General features: G+C 63.9%; 18 protein-coding genes. 8 read left to right on the top strand and 10 right to left on the bottom strand.

The window, feature by feature from the left end; all coding sequences use genetic code 11:
* Position 1 precedes the first annotated feature (1 nt).
* Entirely contained in the window at positions 2–1084 is a 1083-nt protein-coding gene (locus ACFMO3_RS04510) for a mannose-1-phosphate guanylyltransferase (RefSeq protein ID WP_376789245.1), read from the bottom strand.
* 144 nt (positions 1085–1228) lie between these two features.
* On the opposite strand from ACFMO3_RS04510, the gene aroQ reads away from it, so the two are divergent.
* Entirely contained in the window at positions 1229–1675 is a 447-nt protein-coding gene (gene aroQ / locus ACFMO3_RS04505; RefSeq protein ID WP_376789244.1) for a type II 3-dehydroquinate dehydratase, read from the top strand.
* Between the two features lie 116 nt (positions 1676–1791).
* The gene (locus tag ACFMO3_RS04500; protein ID WP_376789243.1) at positions 1792–3672 is read left to right on the top strand and encodes a protein kinase; all 1881 of its coding nucleotides are present in this window, start codon (positions 1792–1794) and stop codon (positions 3670–3672) included.
* Positions 3673–3827: 155 nt separating this feature from the next.
* Here the strand turns inward: ACFMO3_RS04500 and ACFMO3_RS04495 are convergent, their stop codons facing one another.
* From ACFMO3_RS04495 to ACFMO3_RS04485, 3 genes are all read right to left on the bottom strand, one after another.
* A complete protein-coding gene (locus tag ACFMO3_RS04495; RefSeq protein ID WP_376789242.1) occupies positions 3828–5642 on the bottom strand; it encodes a VanW family protein in 1815 nt (604 codons plus the stop codon).
* Entirely contained in the window at positions 5643–6191 is a 549-nt protein-coding gene (locus ACFMO3_RS04490) for an NUDIX domain-containing protein (protein WP_376789241.1), read from the bottom strand.
* A 122-nt stretch (positions 6192–6313) separates the two neighbouring features.
* Positions 6314–6925, bottom strand: a complete 612-nt coding sequence (locus tag ACFMO3_RS04485; protein ID WP_376789240.1) for a LysM peptidoglycan-binding domain-containing protein — start codon at positions 6923–6925, stop codon at positions 6314–6316.
* 284 nt (positions 6926–7209) lie between these two features.
* Here ACFMO3_RS04485 and ACFMO3_RS04480 point away from each other — a divergent pair, with 284 nt between their 5' ends.
* The 3 genes from ACFMO3_RS04480 (at position 7210) to ccmA (ending at position 9223) form a co-directional block, all read left to right on the top strand.
* Positions 7210–7671, top strand: coding sequence for a dTDP-4-dehydrorhamnose 3,5-epimerase family protein (locus ACFMO3_RS04480; RefSeq protein ID WP_376789239.1), 462 nt, complete (start codon positions 7210–7212; stop codon positions 7669–7671).
* A 92-nt stretch (positions 7672–7763) separates the two neighbouring features.
* Positions 7764–8300: a shikimate kinase gene (locus ACFMO3_RS04475; protein ID WP_376789238.1), complete on the top strand. Its 537-nt coding sequence runs from the start codon at positions 7764–7766 to the stop codon at positions 8298–8300.
* On the top strand, positions 8297–9223 hold the full coding sequence (ccmA, locus tag ACFMO3_RS04470; protein ID WP_376789237.1) for a heme ABC exporter ATP-binding protein CcmA: 927 nt from the start codon (positions 8297–8299) through the stop codon (positions 9221–9223). The genes ACFMO3_RS04475 and ccmA overlap by 4 nt, the downstream gene beginning before the upstream one ends.
* Before the next feature lie 53 nt (positions 9224–9276).
* Here ccmA and ACFMO3_RS04465 read toward each other — a convergent pair whose 3' ends face one another.
* From ACFMO3_RS04465 to proS, 3 genes are all read right to left on the bottom strand, one after another.
* Positions 9277–10152, bottom strand: coding sequence for a hypothetical protein (locus ACFMO3_RS04465; RefSeq protein WP_376789236.1), 876 nt, complete (start codon positions 10150–10152; stop codon positions 9277–9279).
* A 48-nt stretch (positions 10153–10200) separates the two neighbouring features.
* Positions 10201–11304 carry a class II aldolase/adducin family protein gene (locus tag ACFMO3_RS04460; protein WP_376789235.1) on the bottom strand — a complete coding sequence of 368 codons (1104 nt, stop codon included), beginning with the start codon at positions 11302–11304 and terminating at the stop codon, positions 10201–10203.
* 184 nt (positions 11305–11488) lie between these two features.
* Entirely contained in the window at positions 11489–12922 is a 1434-nt protein-coding gene (gene proS / locus ACFMO3_RS04455) for a proline--tRNA ligase (RefSeq protein ID WP_376789234.1), read from the bottom strand.
* 199 nt (positions 12923–13121) lie between these two features.
* Between proS and ACFMO3_RS04450 the strand changes: the two genes are divergently transcribed.
* From ACFMO3_RS04450 to ACFMO3_RS04440, 3 genes are all read left to right on the top strand, one after another.
* Positions 13122–15380 carry a tetratricopeptide repeat protein gene (locus ACFMO3_RS04450; RefSeq protein ID WP_376789233.1) on the top strand — a complete coding sequence of 753 codons (2259 nt, stop codon included), beginning with the start codon at positions 13122–13124 and terminating at the stop codon, positions 15378–15380.
* A 256-nt stretch (positions 15381–15636) separates the two neighbouring features.
* The gene (gene cdaA, locus ACFMO3_RS04445; protein ID WP_376789232.1) at positions 15637–16494 is read left to right on the top strand and encodes a diadenylate cyclase CdaA; all 858 of its coding nucleotides are present in this window, start codon (positions 15637–15639) and stop codon (positions 16492–16494) included.
* An 84-nt stretch (positions 16495–16578) separates the two neighbouring features.
* Positions 16579–17802 carry a YbbR-like domain-containing protein gene (locus tag ACFMO3_RS04440; RefSeq protein WP_376789231.1) on the top strand — a complete coding sequence of 408 codons (1224 nt, stop codon included), beginning with the start codon at positions 16579–16581 and terminating at the stop codon, positions 17800–17802.
* On the opposite strand, the gene ACFMO3_RS04435 is transcribed toward ACFMO3_RS04440, so the two are convergent.
* Genes ACFMO3_RS04435 through asnS form a run of 3 tightly spaced genes read right to left on the bottom strand, consistent with a single transcriptional unit; the run spans position 17799 to position 19893 of the window.
* The gene (locus tag ACFMO3_RS04435) at positions 17799–18116 is read right to left on the bottom strand and encodes a nucleotidyltransferase domain-containing protein (RefSeq protein ID WP_376789230.1); all 318 of its coding nucleotides are present in this window, start codon (positions 18114–18116) and stop codon (positions 17799–17801) included. The genes ACFMO3_RS04440 and ACFMO3_RS04435 overlap by 4 nt on opposite strands.
* Positions 18076–18528 (bottom strand): HEPN domain-containing protein, encoded by a 453-nt coding sequence (locus tag ACFMO3_RS04430; RefSeq protein ID WP_376789229.1) that lies wholly within the window; start codon positions 18526–18528, stop codon positions 18076–18078. The genes ACFMO3_RS04435 and ACFMO3_RS04430 overlap by 41 nt, the downstream gene beginning before the upstream one ends.
* Before the next feature lie 24 nt (positions 18529–18552).
* Complete coding sequence (gene asnS / locus ACFMO3_RS04425; RefSeq protein ID WP_376789228.1) at positions 18553–19893, bottom strand: asparagine--tRNA ligase; 1341 nt, start codon at positions 19891–19893, stop codon at positions 18553–18555.
* Positions 19894–19926: the final 33 nt, after the last annotated feature.

Genomic DNA, 19926 nt, shown 5'->3' with positions numbered 1-19926 from the left:
GCTACAGATATTCCTGCCGTCCCTCCCGTTTTAGGGTTTCCACCAGCAGACGGACATCCTGGGCGCGCTCGCGATGGCAGACCAGGAGGACATCTTCGGTGTCCACAATGATGAGATCCTGGATCCCCACGGTGGCCACCAGCCGGCCATTTCCGAAGATTAACGAACCGGAGGTATCCAGACCCAGGTGTTCTGTCCCCAGAACCACGTTGCTCTGGTCATCGGCGGCCAGGATGTCCAGCAGCGCCGCCCAGCTGCCGATATCGCTCCACCCGAACTCCGCCGGGATCACGGCAACCTCCTGCGCCTTCTCCATCACCCCGTAGTCAATGCTGATGTTCGGCATCTCCGGCCATATCCGGCGCAGGGCGGCCGCCTCCTCGGGGGTCCCGAGGGCCGCCTCCAGCGCCCGGAGCCCGGCGGCGAGCTCCGGCATGCTTCGTTCAATCTCCTCCAGGATGCGATCCGCCCGCCAGATGAACATGCCGCTGTTCCAGGAATGGCGACCGTCGGCCACAAAGCGTTCAGCGGTCGCCAGATCCGGCTTCTCCCGGAAGGCCAGGACACGGTAGGCCATGAAGCCGCCGAAGCGGCCCAGGGGCTCCCCGCGCTCGATATAGCCGAAGCCCGTGGCGGGGTAAGTGGGGCGAATGCCCAGGGTGACCAGGAACCCTCTCTCCGCCACCTGGAAGGCAGCGCGGAGCACGGCCCGGAAGCGGGCTTCATCCCGGATGTAATGGTCGGCAGGCAGGACGGCCATGAGGGCATGCGGCGCTCGCCGGCGAAGGTGCAGGGCGACGAGGCCGATGGCGGGCGCCGTGTTGCGCCCCACCGGCTCCACCAGGAAGTTCTCCTGGGGGATCTCCGGAGCCTGGTGGATCAATTCCTCCGCGTGCTCCTGGCCGGTGATGACTAGGATTTGCTCCGGTCGGAACATCGGAAGCAGACGATCCACCGTCAGTTGAAACATAGTCCGCTCCCCCAGCAGCCGGAGCATCTGCTTGGGGCGGCTCTGCCGGCTCAGCGGCCACAGACGCGTGCCGCTTCCCCCCGCCAGTATCACGGCAAAAGGCTCCGCCCTCATCTCCGTGCCTCCCACGCCCCCAAGATCCCGCTTTCCACTGTGAGGGTTCTGGCGGAAAATAACGATACGCAGAACCGGACGGTTTCGCAACTTCCAATAGATAGGGGATGGGCGATCCGCTTCTGATGCTCGGGGAGGTCGCGGATGAACATCCTGGTGCTGCACGGCCCGAACCTGGATCTGCTGGGAACCCGGGAGCCCCATATTTACGGGACGATGACCCTGGAGGAGATCAACGCCCGGATGGCAGAGTGGGCGGCGACCCACGGGGTCAGCTTGCGCATCGTCCAGTCCAATCATGAGGGAGCTCTGATCGATGCCCTCCATGAAGCCCGGGGGTGGGCGGATGGGATCCTCATCAATCCCGGCGCTCTACATATCTACGGCTATGCCCTGCGTGACGCCATCGCCGCAGTGAACCTGCCAACGGTGGAGGTCCATATCTCCAACACGCAGGCTCGGGAGGAATGGCGGCGGGCCTCGGTGATCGCTCCGGTTTGCCGCGGGGTGGTGCTGGGCTTCGGATGGCGGAGCTACATCCTGGGGCTCGAGGGACTGTATGCACTGCTCCAGGAGGCTCAGGGTCGTTAATCGGCCCCCGGGGGATGCCTCAGGGGTCCGGTCTGTCCTTCGATATAATGAGAACCGACCTCCCGAAAGGGGATCCCAGCGGCGGATCTCTTACCATCAGAAAAGCTGAGGAAGCGATGGCCGAAACGCTATTCGCGGGACGATATCGCATTCTGAGCACGCTGGAACGCAGCGGGGCGGCCGTGGTTCATCGGGCGTTCGACACGGTCCTCCTGCGCACGGTGGCCATTAAGGTTCTCCGCAACGATCGCCTGCAGGATGCGGCGCTGCGCCCGCGGCTGGAGGCTGAGGCTCGTCTGCTGGCCAGCCTATCCCACCCGAACCTGGTGACCGTATATGATTTCGGATGGGAGAACGGCCAGCCTTACTGGGTGATGGAGTATGTGGACGGTTGGGATCTCAAAACCCTGATCCGTCACAGCGCTCCCCTCCCGGTGGAGCGGGCGCTGGAGCTCTTCCTCCAGATCTGTGCCGGGGTGGGTTATGCTCACCGGAACAATCTGGTACACGGCAATCTTAAGCCCCAGAACGTCCTGGTATCCCGATCCGGCGAGGTCAAGGTGGTGGACTTTGGCATCGCGGCCCTCCTGTGGTCCCGGGATCCCGATCCAACGACCTGGGCCACCCCGCAGTATCTCTCTCCGGAGCAGGCCGCCGGCCAGCCGCCCACCCCGGCCTCCGATGTGTATAGCCTGGGCCTCATTCTTTATGAAATGCTCACAGGGCGTCTTCCTTTTGAGGCGTCTACTCCCACGGAATGGCTTCAAGCCCATCGGATGCAGGCCCCTCTTTCTCCGAACACTTTCCAGCCGACGCTGCCGGACGATCTCATTGCGATCCTCCTCACCTGTCTGGAAAAGGAGCCCGCCCGGCGCTACCGGAACGCAGATCAGCTGGCCCGGGTGCTGCTCCAGCATCATCCGATGCCATCCCCTATGGGCCTCCCGGAGCAACCGGCTGAGCGAACCATCCCGGACGTTTCCCCGCCGGCTTCAGCCCCTCCCTCGTCCCCAACAGCCCCCCCTATCCCAGAGGAACGGGACTGGATGGTCTGGCTCCTGGGGGCGCTGGCGGCCCTGGCCATCCTGGGCTTGATTCCCCTCTGGCTGCTGGTCTATCGGGCGTGGCTGGGCGGCCCAGCGGGCCTTCCGACCCCCACTCCGCCGCCGACCATCGCGCCGACCATCCAGGTTCCCGACCTCCGAGGATTGCCCATCGTCGATGCGCAGGCACGGGCAATGGGGCTCGGATTGGGACTCTCGGTTGTCGGCGAGACGGAAAATCCTCAGCAGCCTGCAGGCGTGGTGATCACCCAGGAGCCTCCGCCAGGGGCGACGCTGCATCCGGGCGAAACCATCCGGGTCACCGTCAACCGTGGCGCACCGGTCTTTCCAGTCGTCAACGTCCTGGGATATACCCTGGACGAGAACATCCTGAACGGCCTGCGCTCATATGGATGGGATGTGCGGGTGGAACGGGTGTGGAGCCCAGAACCTCCCGGGCGGATCCTGGGTCAGATCCCCCCGCCAGGGGCTCTTCTGGGCGTGGGCCAGCCCCTCACGTTGACGGTGAGCGCGGGGACGCGGGTCGAGATCGGGGCGAACTTTGCCAACTGGGTGGTGCTGGATGCCGTGGACCTGCCCCAGCGAGATTTCCGGCCTGGGGAAACCCTGGTTGCCACCCTGGAGTGGCGCTCCCTGCAGCGGGTGGATCAGCCGCTGGTGATCTTCGTCCATCTGATCGGCCCGAACGGCCAGCTGATCGCCCAGCGGGATGCCCCACCAACCCCTCCCATCCCAGCCTGGCAGCCTGGGCAGATCGTGCGGGATCCGCTGGCCCTGCCCATCCCGGGTGGGGCTCCGCCTGGGATCTATCAGCTCCGAACCGGCCTCTACCCGGAGGGCAATCCGGCCGCCCGGGTGGTCGTCTTGACCCCCGGGTACTCCAGCGCGGTCAACAACAGCGTGCTGATCAGCGAGCTGACCGTGCGGCCATGAGGGAGGCCGGGGTAACGCCGCTGACCTCGAGATCGCGGCTCCATCGAGCGGTCACCCCGCTCAAGGCGGAAGAGGTTCCCCGCAAGCCTCCACGGGGCGGCCGCGGAGGGTTGTTGAGCCGTTCGAACCGTTCATGGGCGATGGACGCCGGAGGATCATTCCCCTGTTCCCACCTTGAAGACGGCCTGCCAGGGCTGATAACGGGTAAACACTCGATCCTCATACAGGATCTGCCCATCCTTCTCGACTTTCCGCTTGACCAGCACATCGGCCCCATCGACCGCCCAATCCACCTGGATGATCTTCCCTTTCGGCAAAGTAGGATCTTCCTCGTAGATCGGAGGGCCATGGGGGACGATGTTGGAAACGAAGGGGCCTTCCACCGTCACCCTTCGCCCATCGTTCGCACCGTAGATCTTGAAGGTTAACGTCCCCGCTTCCGGATCGACTTCTGCCACAATCAGGATCGGCGTCTGGCGATCGTTCCGGAACTTGAAATCCGCATAAGGGGAGAAGATGGCAGCGTCGAGGCCAGGCCCGAAGGTTCGCTCATACCATCCTACCCGATAGGCATGAGGCCAACGCTCCTCGATGGGAAAGCCTCCGAAGAAGGCAGCCCGGAACAAGGTGGTGGAGACCTGGCAAAGCCCCCCGCCCACCCCTCGAACGGTCCGCCCATTGAAGATGATCAGCGCCTCTTCGAACCCAGTGTCCACACTGACATCCCCCAGGTAGGCATTGAAGGAGAACACCTCCCCGGGTGGAACCACCACGCCGTGCATCCGGGAGGCCCCGAGGGTGATGTTCCGCACCCGCGGGGGAGGCGAACCTTTGAAGCTGGTGGTCGCCGCAGCGAGGCGCTCGGTGATCCCGAGCGCCTCCGCGGTCACTGTTTCCGGATAGCGCGGGGGGACCAGCGTCAGGGCGATCGGGACCTCCCGGGTCGGCCCAGAAAGGCTTTCCCGGATGCGGGCCACGGTGGTTGTGACCGCTACCCGATAGCCCCATTGGGAAGGCGCGATGGGAAGCAATCGCCGTTGCGCTTCATCAAAGATGAACCGCGCATCCACCGGATCTGCGCGGAGCGTCTGGGTGATCGGGGTCAGCCATTCCAGCAGGCGGGCTTCCTCCAGCCGAGCCTCCAAATGCGGCGCCGGGGAATCCACGCGGACCACGGTGATCATCCGAGCCAGGTCCGCGGGGGAGAGCTCCCAGGGGCCGGCTTTTGGAAGGGGAAGAGGAACCGTCAGGGTTTCGGTGGGCACGAGGAGGCGGATCGGCGCCTGGAGCCACTGGCTCAACTGGGTCCGCGCTGGCTCCACCTCGGCCACCGCAGGGGGCACGGTCTCCACCGGCAGGTCGATGATCTGAGGCTGTAGAGCGGACAACGCCTCCAGGAGGCGTGCCTGAAGCGCCGCCTGGTTCAGGCGGGCTCCGGCCTCCGCCGGGTGAACGATCACCTGATCCCCCCGGATCTCCAGAAAGGCATCCCGGGGAGGACGATCAATGATCTCCGCGATCGCGGCGATTCGTTCCTCTAGGAGCGCAGCGTCGACCTCCACCCGTGGGGACACCGTCCGGCCGAACCACCAGATCCAGAACCGATCGAGCCCATCGGCAAGGCCCCTCCCGCGGCCGGCCTGCATAGCCTCCTGGAGAGTCCCCAGGATGTCCACGCGAGCCCCCAGGTCGGCCAGGGAAAGTGTCTGCTCGAATCCCGGCCCCCGGAGGGTGAAAAGGGGACGCTGGGGATCAGGCAGCGTGGCCTCCCACCGGGTCCGGGCTTCCGCTTCGCTCAACCCCCCCACATCCACGTCGCCGATGAAAACCCCTGGCCAGATCCGGTCGGCATAGATCCACTCCAGGGCACCAGCCGTCAGAAGTCCAAGCCCGGCCATAAAAAGCAGGAGGGCCGGGATATAAGAGAGCGTCCATCGGGTGGAGCGGATCGAGGTCGCTTCGCCAGCCATTTATTTCCCTCCCAGGCGGCGGGCAGCCCAGGTCAAGGCCACGATGCTCTTCGCATCCCGCAGGCGGCCTTCCTCGATCGCCTCCCAGATCTCTGACCAAGACATACAGGTTACACTGAGCGCCTCATCGAACTCCGGCCGCGCGGGGCCAGGCGTCAGATCGTGGGCCATGAAGAGGATGATCTCCTCGGTGCTGTAACCGGGGGTGGGCCAGATCGTTCCCAGCCGTTCCCAGCGGGCGGCCTGATAGCCCGTTTCCTCCTCCAGCTCCCGACGGGCGCATGCCAGGGGATCCTCTCCAGGCTCCAGAGTGCCCGCTGGGATCTCCAGAGAAACCTGACCAACCGCGTAACGGAACTGCCGCACGAACACCACTTGTCCATCCGTCAAGACGGGGACGATGGCCACAGCCCCACGGTGCTCCACGATCTCTCGCAACGCCGTCCCGCCCGAGGGCAGGCGGACTGTATCCACCCGCAGATTCAGGACGCGGCCCTCATAGACCCGCCGGCTTTCCAGCGGAATCTCCGCTATGACGGGATCCAACATAAAGACCTCCACCGAGATCGCCGATACGGCTTCCGGCCTGATGGCGGACTGGGCGCTGTGGGCGGTGGCCCCTTCCTGCTAGGCCTCCCCTCAAGGCACCCATAGCCCCCGGGATGAGATTTTCATGGGCTTGGGATAATCAGACGCTGCCCTGGATAGATCGCATTCGGGTTCGTGATCCCGTTGCGAGCTGCGATCACTGTCCAGAGCATGTTAAATTTCAGCCCGATGCGGAACAGGTTATCCCCGGGCTGCACAATGTAGATCCGTTCGCCGCCGGCAGGAGTGGGAGCAGGTGCCCCCGCCGTGGGAATCACCAGCCGCTGGCCAGGCACGATGAAATCCGGGTTGATTAGATCATTGGCTTGGACGATGGCCTCCACAGTGGTCCCATAGCGAAGGGCAATACGGAAGAGAGTCTCCCCGGGCTGGACCACATGGGTGATCCCCGACGGAGGCGCGGAGGTCGGCGCCGGGACGACAGCAGGCATCGTCGGCGTCGGGAGCGGGGAGAGGAACGGCGTCGGCGTGGGAGCGCCCTGGGGAAACACTGGGAGCGGCGTCCAGGTGGGAGTAGGCAGCAAGGTCGGCGTCGGCTGACCCAGAAGCAATCCCGGGGGGGTTGCTGTGGGCGCAGGACCAGAACGGGAGCGCACGGGGCGACATCCAACCAGAAGGATCACCCAAATCAAGCCCAACCTGGACAGCGCGCGGATCCAGCGATGACGAACCATGGGCACCTCCTGCGAGCATCCATCGCTCAGAGAACGATTTTCCATCCTTCCGAACAGGTAATCAAAGACTAACACAAGGGAAGTCGGAGAGCAAGAGATCTGGCGCTTGCCAATCCTCTTCCTGAACGCGCAGGGCCATGCATGCACAACACCGGATTCATGGCTTACGCGCCATCCCGCTTAGAATGGAAAGGGGCGAGACGCTATAGCGCATATCCAGAGTCCGTGCGCTTACGCCCTCCCATTCCTCGGGTTGCGGGATTCTATCTCGCCAGGAGGTGGCGATGATCGCCGGCGTGGAGCTCAAGGAGCTGATCACCCACGTGGATGAGCGGGGGTTCTTTCGGGAGATCCTACGAGTCACCGACCCCATCTTCACCGAGGGGTTCGCGCAATGGAGCCACTCGTTGATGTATCCCGGTGTGATCAAGGCATGGCACATCCACTGGAAGCAGACCGACTGGTGGTATGTGGCGATCGGGACGCTGAAGGTGGCCCTGCATGATCTCCGGCCGGATTCGCCAACATATCGGCAGACGATGGAGCTCTACCTGGGGGATCATGCGCCACCGCGGGTATTGAAGATCCCGCCCGGCGTAGCCCATGGATGCAAGGTGATTAGCCCCACGCCGGTGCACCTGTTTTACATCACCTCCAGGACCTATGATCCCGAGGACGAAGGGCGCATCCCCCATAATGATCCGACGATCGGCTACGACTGGTTGGCGCCGCCGCCGATCCGATAACGTCATTCCTACCGGGTTGGAGGAGAAGCCCCTCCTGCCCGAAGTTACCGGCTGTGACCGGCAGAAGCTGATTCAGAGGTGACATCCACAGCATGTCGCAACGGAACCTGGTGATCACTGGTTTTGTGGGGGCCGGGAAAACAACGATCGGTCGGCAGCTCGCGGCCCGGCTGGGATGGCCATTCCTGGACTTCGATGAGGAGATCGTCCGACGGACCGGGCGATCGATCGCGGAGATCTTTGAGCGCGATGGCGAGGAGGCGTTCCGTGCGATGGAGGCGGCCCTCTGTCAGGAATGGTCCCATCCCCGGGGATGGGTGTTGGCGACCGGCGGGGGCACATGCATAAGCCCCACCAATCGGGCCGCCTTGGAGGCGGGAGGCCATTTGTTCTTTCTATATGCCGATCTGGAGGAAATCGCCCGCCGGCTGACCGGAGCAGCTGATCGACCGCTCCTCCGCCTTCGCCCGGGGGAAACCCTCGTGGAGCGCCTGAGGAGCCTCTGGAAGGCCCGGGAAGACGCTTACCGGGAGATCCCCCACTGGGTAGATACCACGGGGCGCTCCCCCGATGCGGTGGTCGAGGAGATCCTCCAACGCTACAGGTCGCTCGAGAGGGAAGGGAAATGATCCGCGTTGAGCATCTGACCAAACATTATGATGGGATCCTGGCCCTGGACGGGCTGACCCTGGAGGTCCAGGCAGGGGAATTGCTCGTCCTTCTGGGTCCTAACGGCGCCGGCAAAACCACCACCCTTCGTCTCCTTATAGGGTTGATTTCCCCTACATCTGGACAGGTGTGGATTGCAGGGGAGCGCATGACACCGGAGTCCCATTGGTTGCGCCGGCAGATTGGGTATCTGCCGGAAACCCCCGGGTTCTGGGAGCGCCTCCCGGCGTGGAAGAACCTAGAGATCTATGCGCGCCTGTATGAGGTCCCCGCCCCTCGTTCCCGGGTCATGGAGCTTCTGGAGCAGTTCGATCTGGCAGATCGGGCCCGCGATCCGGTGGCCACCTTTTCTAAAGGGATGCGCCAGCGCCTGGCCCTGGCTCGGGCTCTGATTCATGATCCGCCGATCCTCCTGTTGGATGAGCCCACGGCAGGCCTGGATCCAGAAGCCGCCCTGGAGGTCCGGGAGCTATTGCGTTCATGGAAAGGCCAGGGGCGAACGATCCTCCTATGCACCCACGATCTGGAGGAAGCCGAACGCCTGGGGGATCGGGTGGCGATCCTGCGCACCCGTTTGCTGGCCCTGGATACCCCCGATCGGCTGCGGGCCCAGCGGTTTGGGGAGGTGGTCGCGATCGAGATCGATGGAGACCCTACGCCTTATCTAGCTCGGATCCAGGAGCAACCCGGAGTGATCCAGGCGGTCCTCCGGAACGGCCGCTTGGAGATCCAGGTCAGGAACTCGCGGACAGTGACCCCCGCTTTGGTCCGCCGCCTGGTGGAGGCGGGAGCGCCGATCCTGAGCGTGACGCCTGTAAAAGCCTCCCTGGAGGAGCTCTATTTGCAGATCATCCGGGAGAGCAGCGGGTCTGCGGAATCCTGAGGGAAGGGAAAGGCAAGCCGGTTTCGAAACCCCAATGCCCTATCAACCCTCCCTCAAGGCCATATCCGGAAAGATGAGAAGGCCTCCGCCTGGCGAAGGCCATCGGAGGCGATCCCATGGACTTCCACCAGCGATCCGGACGGAAAGGGGCCCACTGGGAAATGCACAATCGCCTTGCCGGTTTCATCCGTCTCCAGAAGCCATGGGCCCTGGCCGGTGATCTGAATGCGAACCCGGGCCCGGAAGACGGGCTGGCCATTTTCTTCGGTTACGAACACCGTGATCGTCTGCCAATCGCCAGACGCCAGGACCGGGCGGTGCACGGCGATATAGATCCGGAGAGGGGATGGCGTCTGGAGGATGCGAGCAGGAACCCTCGGGTTGAACCCCCGGATATGCGCATAGGATTCCCCCAGATTCATCGGCCGCACGGTCTGCTCCACCGGATCCCATTCCACTTTCATCCGCTGGAAGGTCTGAACCACCCGCCCGTTTTCAACATACGGCTCTGTGATCGGATTGCCCATGATCGGTGCGCCGCCATGTCGTAACCAAAAGGCGAGGAACATCCCGCTCACCGTGTGTCCGGTCTCCGGGATAAACCGTCGGAAGGGACGGCCCAGCGGGATCCGCTGCGGGGCGATGGGCGGGGCTCCTAACCCTAAGGCTTCCGCAATGGGAAGCAACTGCACCATTCGATCTGAAGGCGCTAAGGGATCCCCGCGTAAACAGGCGTGCTGGAAGCACTGAATGGAGTAAGGGGGCTCCGGGATGGCGGGGGTAATCGGGTAACCGAAGAAGCTCACCCCGCCATGAGCCTCAAAGAACCCCAGAAAGGGCTCCCGGACCGTATAGCCGGTCTCTGGGAAAAACCGTTCCCCCGTTCCCTGGGCAAGCCCTCCTCCGAGAACGGCCAGCGCAAGAAGCATCGCTCCGGATGCGGCATATGGGGTGAACCGGGAGGATCGGCTCATTATCTATTCCATCGGGACTTGAGGGATCACCCGACCACGCAGGCGCTTTAGGATGTCATCCAGATCGCGACCGGTCACCGTGATCCCATGATTGCGCAGCCCGATCACCGCCTGTGCGGGATCCGGGGAGCGGCGCACCAGCTCCGCCACTTCCGCCGCTAGCTCCCACGTCCCACAGGGATAGTTGACCGTCGTCACCGGGATGCCCTCCATCCAGGCGTGGACATGGATGATGGCCCCCACCTGGGGATGCTCCCGGTAAATCATCCAGTGCTCAATCGCATCCACGGAGACACGGCGGGGCTCGATGTGCGGAGGGACGCTCAGGAGGATCACATTGCGCTGGGCATCGTAGCCTTTCACCAGGAGGATGTCCCGGCCGATCACCTGCAGGTTCCCTTTGTCCACCCCACTGGCACTCATCCAGAAGCGCTCGGCATCCTCCCGCACGCTGAGATTGCCGTAGCTCAGGCCGCCCAGCCCATACAGCCTTTTCACATGCTGGAAATCCCGGGGTGGGAGGATTTCCTCCAGCGGAAAGGGCGCGGGCAGCAGATTCAGGGAGGCCAGGAAGCGGCCCGCCTCCTTTAATTTCTCGGTCCGCTCGTTTCCGTTCCAAAGCTCCGGCGGCAGATCGGGGTGGAACTCATTGTTGATCACCAGACGGGCCTGGGCCAGAGGGGCCAAGCGCCGGTAGATCCGCTCGAAGAAATCCCCCTCATCTTCCCGACAGGTCTCTACATAATGGCCGAGCTCCAGGGTGACGAAGTGTGCCTCCCAGCGGATCCCATTGGATGAGGAGATGTGAGTTCCCGGGATCAGCACGATGAGGAGATTAGAGAGGGAGCGGACCAAGATGGGATAACACGTCTTCAGGAAATCGACGGGCGGCTCTGGGAGCTCCACAATCGATGTGACAAACGTCCCCTGGGATTTCCGTCGGAAGGGACGAGGTCGGGATGGATGGGTGAAGTTAAGAACCAGGCGAATATCCGGCGTGGGTTCCTCTTGGAAGGTATGCCCTTGCGCCCGCAGGGTTCGCCACAGCCCATCCCGGAACCATCGAAGCCCTGCAGTGTCCGCTGGTCCGGTGATGACAAAATCCATGGTTCCCTCCTTGACGATCACGATCGCCCGTTGAGCTTTGCTGGGGCTGCCCTCCGACCTTAGGAAGCATCCGGCTCCATGGAGGACCCCATGCGTCGTTTTATCTCTTCCTTATGGCCCTCGGGCCACGGCGAGGATAGCGAGCAAATCCCATTCGGAAGAGAGAAAGCGCGAGAATCCGTCATTAATACGCCCTCGCGAAGACCGCCATTTCCGCGGCGGGCTCGCCGCACACAATGCATCGACCGCGCCCATCGGGTTGCTCCAGGGGGATGCAGCGGTTGGTTGCCGTTGTATCCGCCTTAACCCGGGCCTCGCACTCCGGGCTTCCGCACCACCAGGCCCACGCGAACCCATCGGCCACGGCTTCCCGAAGCTGATTGTAGGTCTCGGGGTAATGGGTATGGGCCTTATGAAAGGCCAGGGCCCGCTGATAGAGATCCGCCTGGATGGTGCTCAGGGCCTCGTGCACCGCGCCCAGAAGCCCCTCCATCGGGACAGCCCATTTCCCTTGAGGGCCCGGCTGATCCCGACGGGCCAGCACCACCTGTCGCTCCGCCACGTCCCGCGGGCCGATCTCGATCCGCAAGGGAACCCCGCGCAGCTCCCACTCGTTGAATTTCCAACCCGGGGTATATTCTTCCCGCGCATCCACCTCCACTCGGATCTCCGGTTCCAGCATCCGCCGGACCTGCGCACAGGCCTCCAGCACCCGGGAGCGCTCCTCCTCGCTCTTCCAGATGGGCACCACAATCACCTGAACAGGCGCGAGGCGAGGTGGGAGGATTAACCCCCGGTCATCCCCGTGCACCATGATCACCGCCCCCACCATCCGCGTGGATAGGCCATGGGAGGTGGTCCAGGCGTATTGCATCTGGTTCCCGGCGTCCAGGAATCGGATTTCAAAAGCCCGGGAGAAGTTCTGCCCCAGATTGTGAGAGGTGGCGGATTGCAGCGCGCGCCCATCGCCCATCATCGCCTCGATGGTATAGCTGCGCAGCGCGCCAGCGAACTTTTCCGACTCGCTTTTACGGCCCTGGATCACCGGGATGGCGGCGTCCTCCACAGCGAAGTCCGTGTAGAGATCGAGCACCCGCCGGGCTTCCTCTTCGGCTTCCTCGTAGGTGGCGAAGACGGAATGAGCCTCCTGCCACAGGAACTCCAGCGTCCGCAGGAAGGGCCGGGTCCGCTTCTCCCAGCGCACCACGTTGCACCACTGATTGATCCGCAGTGGCAGATCCCGGTAGGACTGGATCCACTGGGCATACATGTAGCCGATGATGGTCTCGGAGGTCGGGCGCACCACCAGCGGCTCCTCCAGGGTCTCCCCGCCTCCAATGGTCACCACCGCCAGCTCCGGGGAGAAGCCGCTCACGTGTTCCCTTTCCTTCTGGATGAACGAGTAAGGGATGAAGAGAGGGAAATAGGCGTTCCGATAGCCATGGGCTTTAAACCGCCGATCCACAGCCGCCTGGATGTTTTCCCAGATCGCGTAACCGTAAGGTCGGAAGACGATGCACCCCCGAACCGGGGCGTAATCGGCGAGTTCCGCTTCCCGGATGACATCCAGATACCACTGGCTGTAATCCTCATGACGCGACGTGATACGACCCATCATCCGGCCTCCTGTTCCTCCCCGGATGGAATGGAGCTTCCTGTATGCCAGGGCCATCGGTGAGAGTTATTGTAGCCACGCTGGAGAGCCCTTTCAAGCCGATCCAGACCGGTTAGGGAAGCGACTCTGAGGGAACCCATCCTCCTTCCTCGTTTAATGCTATACTTGCACTTTGAGGCATCCAACGGGTGGGAGCCCAGTTATGGAAAGGGATCGCCTGCGCTATGAACAGGCGCTGAGACGCGGGCACGAAGCCCTCTGGCAAAAGCAATGGGCGGTGGCCATCACGGCCTATCGGGAGGCGCTGCAGGCTCTTCCGGATCAGCCAGAGGCTCTGACAGGATTGGGCCTGGCGTGCCTGGAAGCCGGCCATTATGAGGAGGCCATCGCAGCCTTCCAGCAGTTGATAGGGCTTCGCCCGGGCGATCCCACGCCGGTGCTCCGCCTCGCAGAGGTTTACCAGCGCGCCGGCCGTGTCGCGGAGGCCGCATCCCATTACCACCAGGCCGGCCAGCTGTTCGCGGCGCAGGCGGATCTCCGACGGGCGGTCCAGGCATGGGTGCAGGCCGTCCGATTGGAGCCGAATCGGGTGGATACCCTGGACGCCCTATCCCATGCGTATCGTCAGCTCCACCAGCCGGAAGCCGCGATCCGGGCTGATCTCGCCCGGGCTCGTGCCTGGGTCCAGCAGGGGGATCTGCAGCGGGCGCTGGAAGCGGTCAGCGCCGCCCTGGCTCTGGATCCCGATCACCCCCAGGCACTCCAGGCCCGGGACTGGCTGCGGAGGCAGCTGGCCCATCGAACCGGCACCGGCCCCTTGCCTACCCTTCCCACTCGGGGAATGGAAGCCGAGGCGGAGCAGGCCCGGGCGGAAGCTTTCTGGATGCTGCCGCTGGAAGAGGCCGAAGCCCCCACGGATTTGATCCGTCAGGCCCTTTCCCGGGCCCTTCATGCGCTGGCCGATCTGGTGTTCTCCGAGGATCGCGGAACGTTCTCCGAAGAAGAATGGTTCCGAATCCACGCGGGATTAGGGCGGGCGGTGGATGCCCATTCCCATGGGCAGTGGCGGGAGGCCCTGGCCCTTTACGAGCAGGTTCTGGCAGCCGGACTCCAGCATCCCGCTCTCATGTTTGCCACCGGGGCGATCCTGACGGAATTGAGGCGTTGCGATGAGGCCCTCTCGTGGCTTCAGCGAGCGCTGGCCGCTTCTGATTATCATCTGGCCAGCCTGCTTTTGATGGCCCGTTGTGAAGAGCGCCAAGGAAACCTGGAGCGGGCGGCGGAGCGATATCTGGAAGCCTTAGAGCACATCGAACAGGAGCTGCTCCATCAGGATCCAGCGGCGGGATTGCGCGATCGGTATCGCTTCCTGCGGACCTGGATCCAGCGGCATCCTGAGCAGCAGGCGGCTCTCCAGAGGGAGGCTTCGCAGATCCTGGAAAGTCCTACCTGGCTGGATCGCGTAACCCTGATCCGGCGGGCTTTGGATCAGTGGACGGAGAAGACGCCATTCCGCCTTACCCTGGCGGATGCGCTGATGTATCCAGAGGGGGAACGCCTCCTGATCGAGCTGGGGCAAGCATACACCTGGGCGCAGCACAATCTGTTCTACAGCGCCCTGGAGGAGGCCATGCGGGTCATCGCGGGGATGCCTTTCGCGCCGCTGGCCCATCTCGCCTTGGGCCAACTGCTCATCTGGGGCCATCGCAGTGAGGCGGCAGTGGGGAAATTCCGGACCCTGGGCGAGTATTTTCTGTTTATGGGAGATCTATATATGGCAATGGCGGCTTTTGAGCAGACGCTTCAGCTCGCCCCCCTCGATCTGCCCGCCCTGCAACGATTGCTTCAGCTCTCTCAGGAGCTGGGGGATCCTGCCCATACCATCCAGGCGTTCACAGGCATAGCGGACGCGTATTTGCAGATGGCAAATCTGGAACAGGCGGAGCGGATCGGCCAGGAAGCGCTGAATTGGGCTTCGCGGCGGGGAATCTCCGGCGCAGCGCTCCGGCCTCTCCTGCTCCGGCTGGTGGAGATCGCTGTCCAGCGCCTGGATTGGGCCCGGGCCGTGGAGTATTTGGAACAACTCCGGGCGATCGATCCCCAGGATCTCGAGATCCGCTGGGATCTGGCGGAGGCCTATCTGCGCGCCCGTCGGGTCGAGCTGGCGCTGGAAGAGATCCGCAATGTGGTCGATCAGGCGCGCGCGACAGGCCAGCTGGCGGAGGCGGCCTCGAACCTTGAGGAGCTGATCGCCCTCTTCCCGGAAGAGCCGGTTTTGCGACAGCTGGCCGCTCAGGTGCATCTGGAGCTGGGCCAGACGGAACAGGCCATCGTACATCTGGAACGGATCGGGGAGCATTATTTCCGGCAGGGGCGCCGGAGGGAGGCCCGGGCTGTCTATCAGTCCCTGATCCAGCTGAACCCGGACCGCGCTGCGGATTATCGAGCCCTGATGGGCTGACGCTCCCATCCCGTAGCAAGGGGTCTCGGGACAGCGGCCGGACTCTCCCCCCTTCCCGGGGACCCCGAGGCCTGGCATCCGGTCAGGCCGCAAGGCCCTTGTCCCTCCCCTTCCCGGCGGTCGACAGGGCCGCAGGGAGGGGGCCCTTCCGCCTTCCCGCTGGGAGCCCAGCGGCGCGGGTCCAAATCTCTGAATCCTCCTGAGATCTATGCATGGCTATGGATAGGGAGAAGATCCATCAGACGGGTGAGCCTTCGTGCGGGATCTGGTCTATCTGCTGGATCAGCTGAACTGGATCAGCCTGATCGATATCGGGTTGGTGGCTCTCCTCTTTTTCGGGATCCTGTATTCCCTGAAAGGGACACCAGCCGTTACGTTGATCCGGGGCCTGTTCATCCTGATCCTGCTGGTCCTGATCCTGAGCGGGCCCTTGAGTTCCCTTCGGGCGATGCGCTGGCTTCTACAGCGAACCCTGCCGGCCCTCCTGATCGCCATCCCCATCATCTTCCAGCCGGAACTCCGTCGAGCCCTGGAGCGGTTAGGCCGCCTGGGGCTCTGGCTGCAGCGAGACCCTCAGGGGGCGCGAGTCGATGAAGTGATCGAGGCCCTGGTGCAAGCGTGCCCCCGCCTGGCGGAGCGCCGGCACGGTGCCCTGATCGTTCTGGAGCGCACCACGGGCCTTGAGAACTACATCGAAACGGGAATCCGGCTGGATGCCCGGGTGACCCCGGAGCTGTTGATGACGATCTTCGCGCCGAACACGATCCTGCATGATGGCGCAGTGATCATCCGGGATGGGCGGGTAGTGGCCGCCGGTTGTATCCTACCCCTCACCACTGGATGGGTGGGGGATCCGCAGCTGGGCCTGCGCCATCGCGCGGCCATTGGGATCACGGAAGTGAGTGACGCCCTGGCGATCGTGATCTCCGAGGAGCGGGGGACGATCTCGGTGGCTCTGAATGGACGGATCGTGCGCCGCCTGGACGCGCGGCGCCTGGAACTCGTGTTGCGGAACTTTTATAGCCCCCCGCCGGAGATCGAGCGGACCCGGCGGTGGTTCCAGGAGTTACGGGAGCTTGGGCGACGGGCATGGATCCTCTTCTTCCCCCATTAGGGAAGTTGAGGATAAGTCGAAGGGATCGCCATGCCAAGATGACTAGACTCTCATCCGGTGAAGGAGATGCGGGGAACCCGATGGATGCGGGAGAATCTGGGCCTGGCCCTGCTGGCCTTCGGGCTGGCTTTCGCCCTCTGGGCGGCCGCGGTATGGGAAGAGAACCCGCCGGTGGAACGGACGTTGACGGATCTGCCGCTGGCGTTCCACGGGCTGGGATCGGATCAAGTGGTTTTCGAGGCCTCGGCGGAACGGATCCGCCTCCGCCTCCGGGCGCCGCGCGCGATAGAAGGGAGCCTTTCTCCTCAGGACGTCGAGGCCTTCGTCGATGTCCAGGGGCTGGGAGAAGGCACTTATGAGCGACCTGTCCAGATCCAGATCCGGCAGCGGGGGATTCAGATTCTGAGCGTGGATCCTCCACGGGTTCGCTTCCGCCTGGAGCATGTAGAGAGCCGGGAGGTTCCAGTATCCATCCAGATCCTGGGACAACCCGCGATCGGCTACCAGGCGGGGATCCCTCTCCCGGCGCTCTCCAAGGTGCAGGTGCGCGGCCCGCGCTCGCGGGTGGCGGTGGCGGCGATGGCCGTGGGGAGGATCCAAATCGACGGCGTTCGACAGTCTGTGGAAACCCAGATCCGGCTGGCCGCGGTTGACCCGCAGGGGGAGCTGCTGCCGGAGTTGAAAGTCGAGCCGGAGCAAATCACGGTCACGGTCCCGGTGGAGCCGCGTCTGGGCTTCCGCGAGCTGCCGGTTCGCGTGGCGCTGCAGGGGCGCCCAGCCCGAGGCTATCAGCTCACCGAGATCTCCGTGGATCCGCCGACGGTGACCCTCACCGGGGATCCCCGGCGGCTGGAGGCGATCGGGAGCTTCATCTCGACAGAACCCATCGACCTCTCGGAGGCCCGCGGGGAGCTCATCGCGGAAGTCCCCCTGGTCCTTCCCGCCGGGGTGACCCTGATAGGCAGCCCCACTACGGTGGAGGTTCGCCTTCGGGTGGAACCGATCCTCAGCACCCAGGTCTTCCAGCAGGTTCCGATCGTCGTGGAAGGCCTTCGGCCGGGGATGATCGCCCGGCTCTCGCCCGAGACGGTGGATGTCATCCTCCGGGGCCCGCTGCCGTATGTGGAGAACCTGCGCCCGAACGAGCTGCGGGTGTGGATTGATGTGGGAGATCTGGAGCGGGGAACCTATACGCTCACGCCTACGGTCACCCTCAGCGCCACAGTGGCCAATCTCTCATGGACGCTGATCCCGCCGAACATCCAGGTGTCCCTCGCGCCGGCGCCCACGCCCACCCGATCGCGTTAGCACGCGTCTGCCTGCAGCTCCGGGCGTTCGTAGACCCAGACCGCCTCTTTCATCAGGGTCTGATAAAACCGCCCTCCTCGATCCAGCGTTTCCCACTCCTCCTGCGTGTAAATCAACAAATCCGCCGGAACAGGGATGCGCGAGGTGTCCCAGCCTGTGGCGCGCCGTTCGAAAGGGACCGGGGAGGAGCGGACGATCACAATGAGATCCACATCGCTGCCCACACCCCAATCCCCTCGGGCGTAGGAACCGAAATAGCCGATGCGGATCACCTCAGGACGCTCCCGGGCGATCTGCCGCGCCCACTCCCGCACCGCCTGATCCACGGCTTCCCGCCCCGGCCATTTGAGCACGGACGAACGCAAGGATTTCACGGGCATAGCGGATCGCTTCCTCGCTCTGAAGAGGCCCGTAATGTTCGAAGGGTGCACCCGCCGGATGACTGTTCGGATAGCGGGGGGGGATGTAGAAATTATCCAGCACCCGCGCCTTCTCCATTAGATCCGGGGGAACGGAAATCGTCTCTGGAAGCTCCTGAAGCAGGCGGGCAATCACATGTCCCCAGGCTTCCTGCCCGCAGGACAGGTGCAACGCTTTCACCGCCTTCTCCGCCGCCTGCTGGGCGGCGAAGCACGCCCATTCATGCCGTCCGGCCCGGCGCGAATCCTCCGCCTGCTCCAGATCGCGCTCCGCCTGTCGGAACCAGTCCATCGCCCGGTTACCCATCGCCGGGTCGCCCCTCCGGATGGCTTACGGTCGATACCGGTAAAGCATCCGCGGGAAAGCGATTGCTTCGCGGATGTGATCGAGATGGCAGATCCAGGCGACTGTCCGTTCGATTCCCAGCCCGAAGCCGCTATGGGGCACGGACCCGTAACGCCGGAGATCCAGATACCACTGGTATTCCTCCAGCGGGAGGTTGTGTTCCCGGATCCGCTGGAGCAGGAGATCGTAATCGGCGATCCGTTCGCTGCCCCCGATGATCTCCCCATAGCCTTCCGGGGCCAGCAGATCCGCGCAGCGCACCACTTCCGGCCGCTGGGGATCCGGTTGCATGTAAAAGGCTTTAATGGCGGCAGGGTAGTGGGTGACGAAGACCGGCTTCTCGAAATGAAGGGAGAGGGCGGTCTCATGAGGAGCCCCGAAATCCTCCCCCCATTCGATCCGCAGGGCGGCTTTCCGCTCTGGATCCGCTTCCTCCTCCGCCCATTCATTCAGCAGACGGACCGCCTCATCATATGGGATGCGCGGGAAGGGCGGCGTCACTTTCTCCAGAGGCGCGCTGTCGCGCTCCAGCACCCGGAGCTCGTTGCGGCGCTCTTCCAGCACACGGGCGACCACATACGAGACCAGCTGCTCAGCAATCTCCAGCATCTCCTCAAAGGTGCAGAAGGCCATCTCCGGCTCCACCATCCAGAACTCCAGCAGATGCCGCCGGGTCTTGGAGCGCTCCGCCCGGAAGGCTGGCCCAAAGCAGTAGACACGGCCGAAGGCGAAGATGTTGGCCTCATTATAGAGCTGCCCGGTCTGGGCCAAATACAGCCGCTCCCCGAAGTAATCCACCGGGAAAAGGGTGGTGGTTCCTTCCGCCGCCGTCGCCGTGAGCAGCGGCGTGTCCACGTTCAGAAACCCGTGCCCATCCAGCCAGTCCCGGATGGCCCGGATCACGGTCGCGCGGATACGCTGGATCGCCCACTGGCGGGAGGAGCGGAGCCATAAATGCCGGTGGTCCAGCAGGAACTCCACCCCATGTTCCTTGGGGCCGATGGGATAATCCTGCGCCAGGTGGATGATCCGGATCTCCCGGACGGCGATCTCATAGCCTCCGGGGATCCCCGGCGCCCGGGCGTCCTGGCGGACGATGCCGGTGACGATGAGGGAGGATTCCTGGGTCACGCGGCGGGCGGCCTCAAAGGTTTCCGGGGGAACATCCCGCATGGACACCACGCACTGGGCAATGCCGGTTCCATCCCGCACCAGCAGGAAGTAAAGGCGGCCCTTGTCGGTCTTGTGATAGAGCCAGCCCCGGACGGTGACCTCTTGCCCCACATATTCGGCGATCCGCTCGATCCGCATAATCGGCGCCGTCATTCGGATCCCTCCGGCGTATCCTCTCAGGAAGGC

The organism is Thermoflexus sp. (assembly GCF_042408815.1).
Classification (GTDB): domain Bacteria; phylum Chloroflexota; class Anaerolineae; order Thermoflexales; family Thermoflexaceae; genus Thermoflexus.
The sequence above is the reverse complement of the archived record's forward strand: the minus strand, read 5'-3'. Positions and strand labels throughout refer to the sequence as shown.

Coding starts and splice junctions, on each gene's coding strand:
- ACFMO3_RS04495 (WP_376789242.1), bottom strand. CDS start 5,642: ATGGCTGGCGAAGCGACCTCGATCCGCTCCACCCGATGGACGCTCTCT.
- ACFMO3_RS04450 (WP_376789233.1), top strand. CDS start 13,122: ATGGAAAGGGATCGCCTGCGCTATGAACAGGCGCTGAGACGCGGGCAC.
- ACFMO3_RS04490 (WP_376789241.1), bottom strand. CDS start 6,191: ATGTTGGATCCCGTCATAGCGGAGATTCCGCTGGAAAGCCGGCGGGTC.
- ACFMO3_RS04430 (WP_376789229.1), bottom strand. CDS start 18,528: ATGGGTAACCGGGCGATGGACTGGTTCCGACAGGCGGAGCGCGATCTG.
- aroQ (WP_376789244.1), top strand. CDS start 1,229: ATGAACATCCTGGTGCTGCACGGCCCGAACCTGGATCTGCTGGGAACC.
- asnS (WP_376789228.1), bottom strand. CDS start 19,893: ATGACGGCGCCGATTATGCGGATCGAGCGGATCGCCGAATATGTGGGG.
- ACFMO3_RS04500 (WP_376789243.1), top strand. CDS start 1,792: ATGGCCGAAACGCTATTCGCGGGACGATATCGCATTCTGAGCACGCTG.
- ACFMO3_RS04475 (WP_376789238.1), top strand. CDS start 7,764: ATGTCGCAACGGAACCTGGTGATCACTGGTTTTGTGGGGGCCGGGAAA.
- ACFMO3_RS04510 (WP_376789245.1), bottom strand. CDS start 1,084: ATGAGGGCGGAGCCTTTTGCCGTGATACTGGCGGGGGGAAGCGGCACG.
- ACFMO3_RS04440 (WP_376789231.1), top strand. CDS start 16,579: ATGCGGGAGAATCTGGGCCTGGCCCTGCTGGCCTTCGGGCTGGCTTTC.
- ACFMO3_RS04485 (WP_376789240.1), bottom strand. CDS start 6,925: ATGGTTCGTCATCGCTGGATCCGCGCGCTGTCCAGGTTGGGCTTGATT.
- ACFMO3_RS04480 (WP_376789239.1), top strand. CDS start 7,210: ATGATCGCCGGCGTGGAGCTCAAGGAGCTGATCACCCACGTGGATGAG.
- ccmA (WP_376789237.1), top strand. CDS start 8,297: ATGATCCGCGTTGAGCATCTGACCAAACATTATGATGGGATCCTGGCC.
- ACFMO3_RS04460 (WP_376789235.1), bottom strand. CDS start 11,304: ATGGATTTTGTCATCACCGGACCAGCGGACACTGCAGGGCTTCGATGG.
- ACFMO3_RS04465 (WP_376789236.1), bottom strand. CDS start 10,152: ATGCTTCTTGCGCTGGCCGTTCTCGGAGGAGGGCTTGCCCAGGGAACG.
- proS (WP_376789234.1), bottom strand. CDS start 12,922: ATGATGGGTCGTATCACGTCGCGTCATGAGGATTACAGCCAGTGGTAT.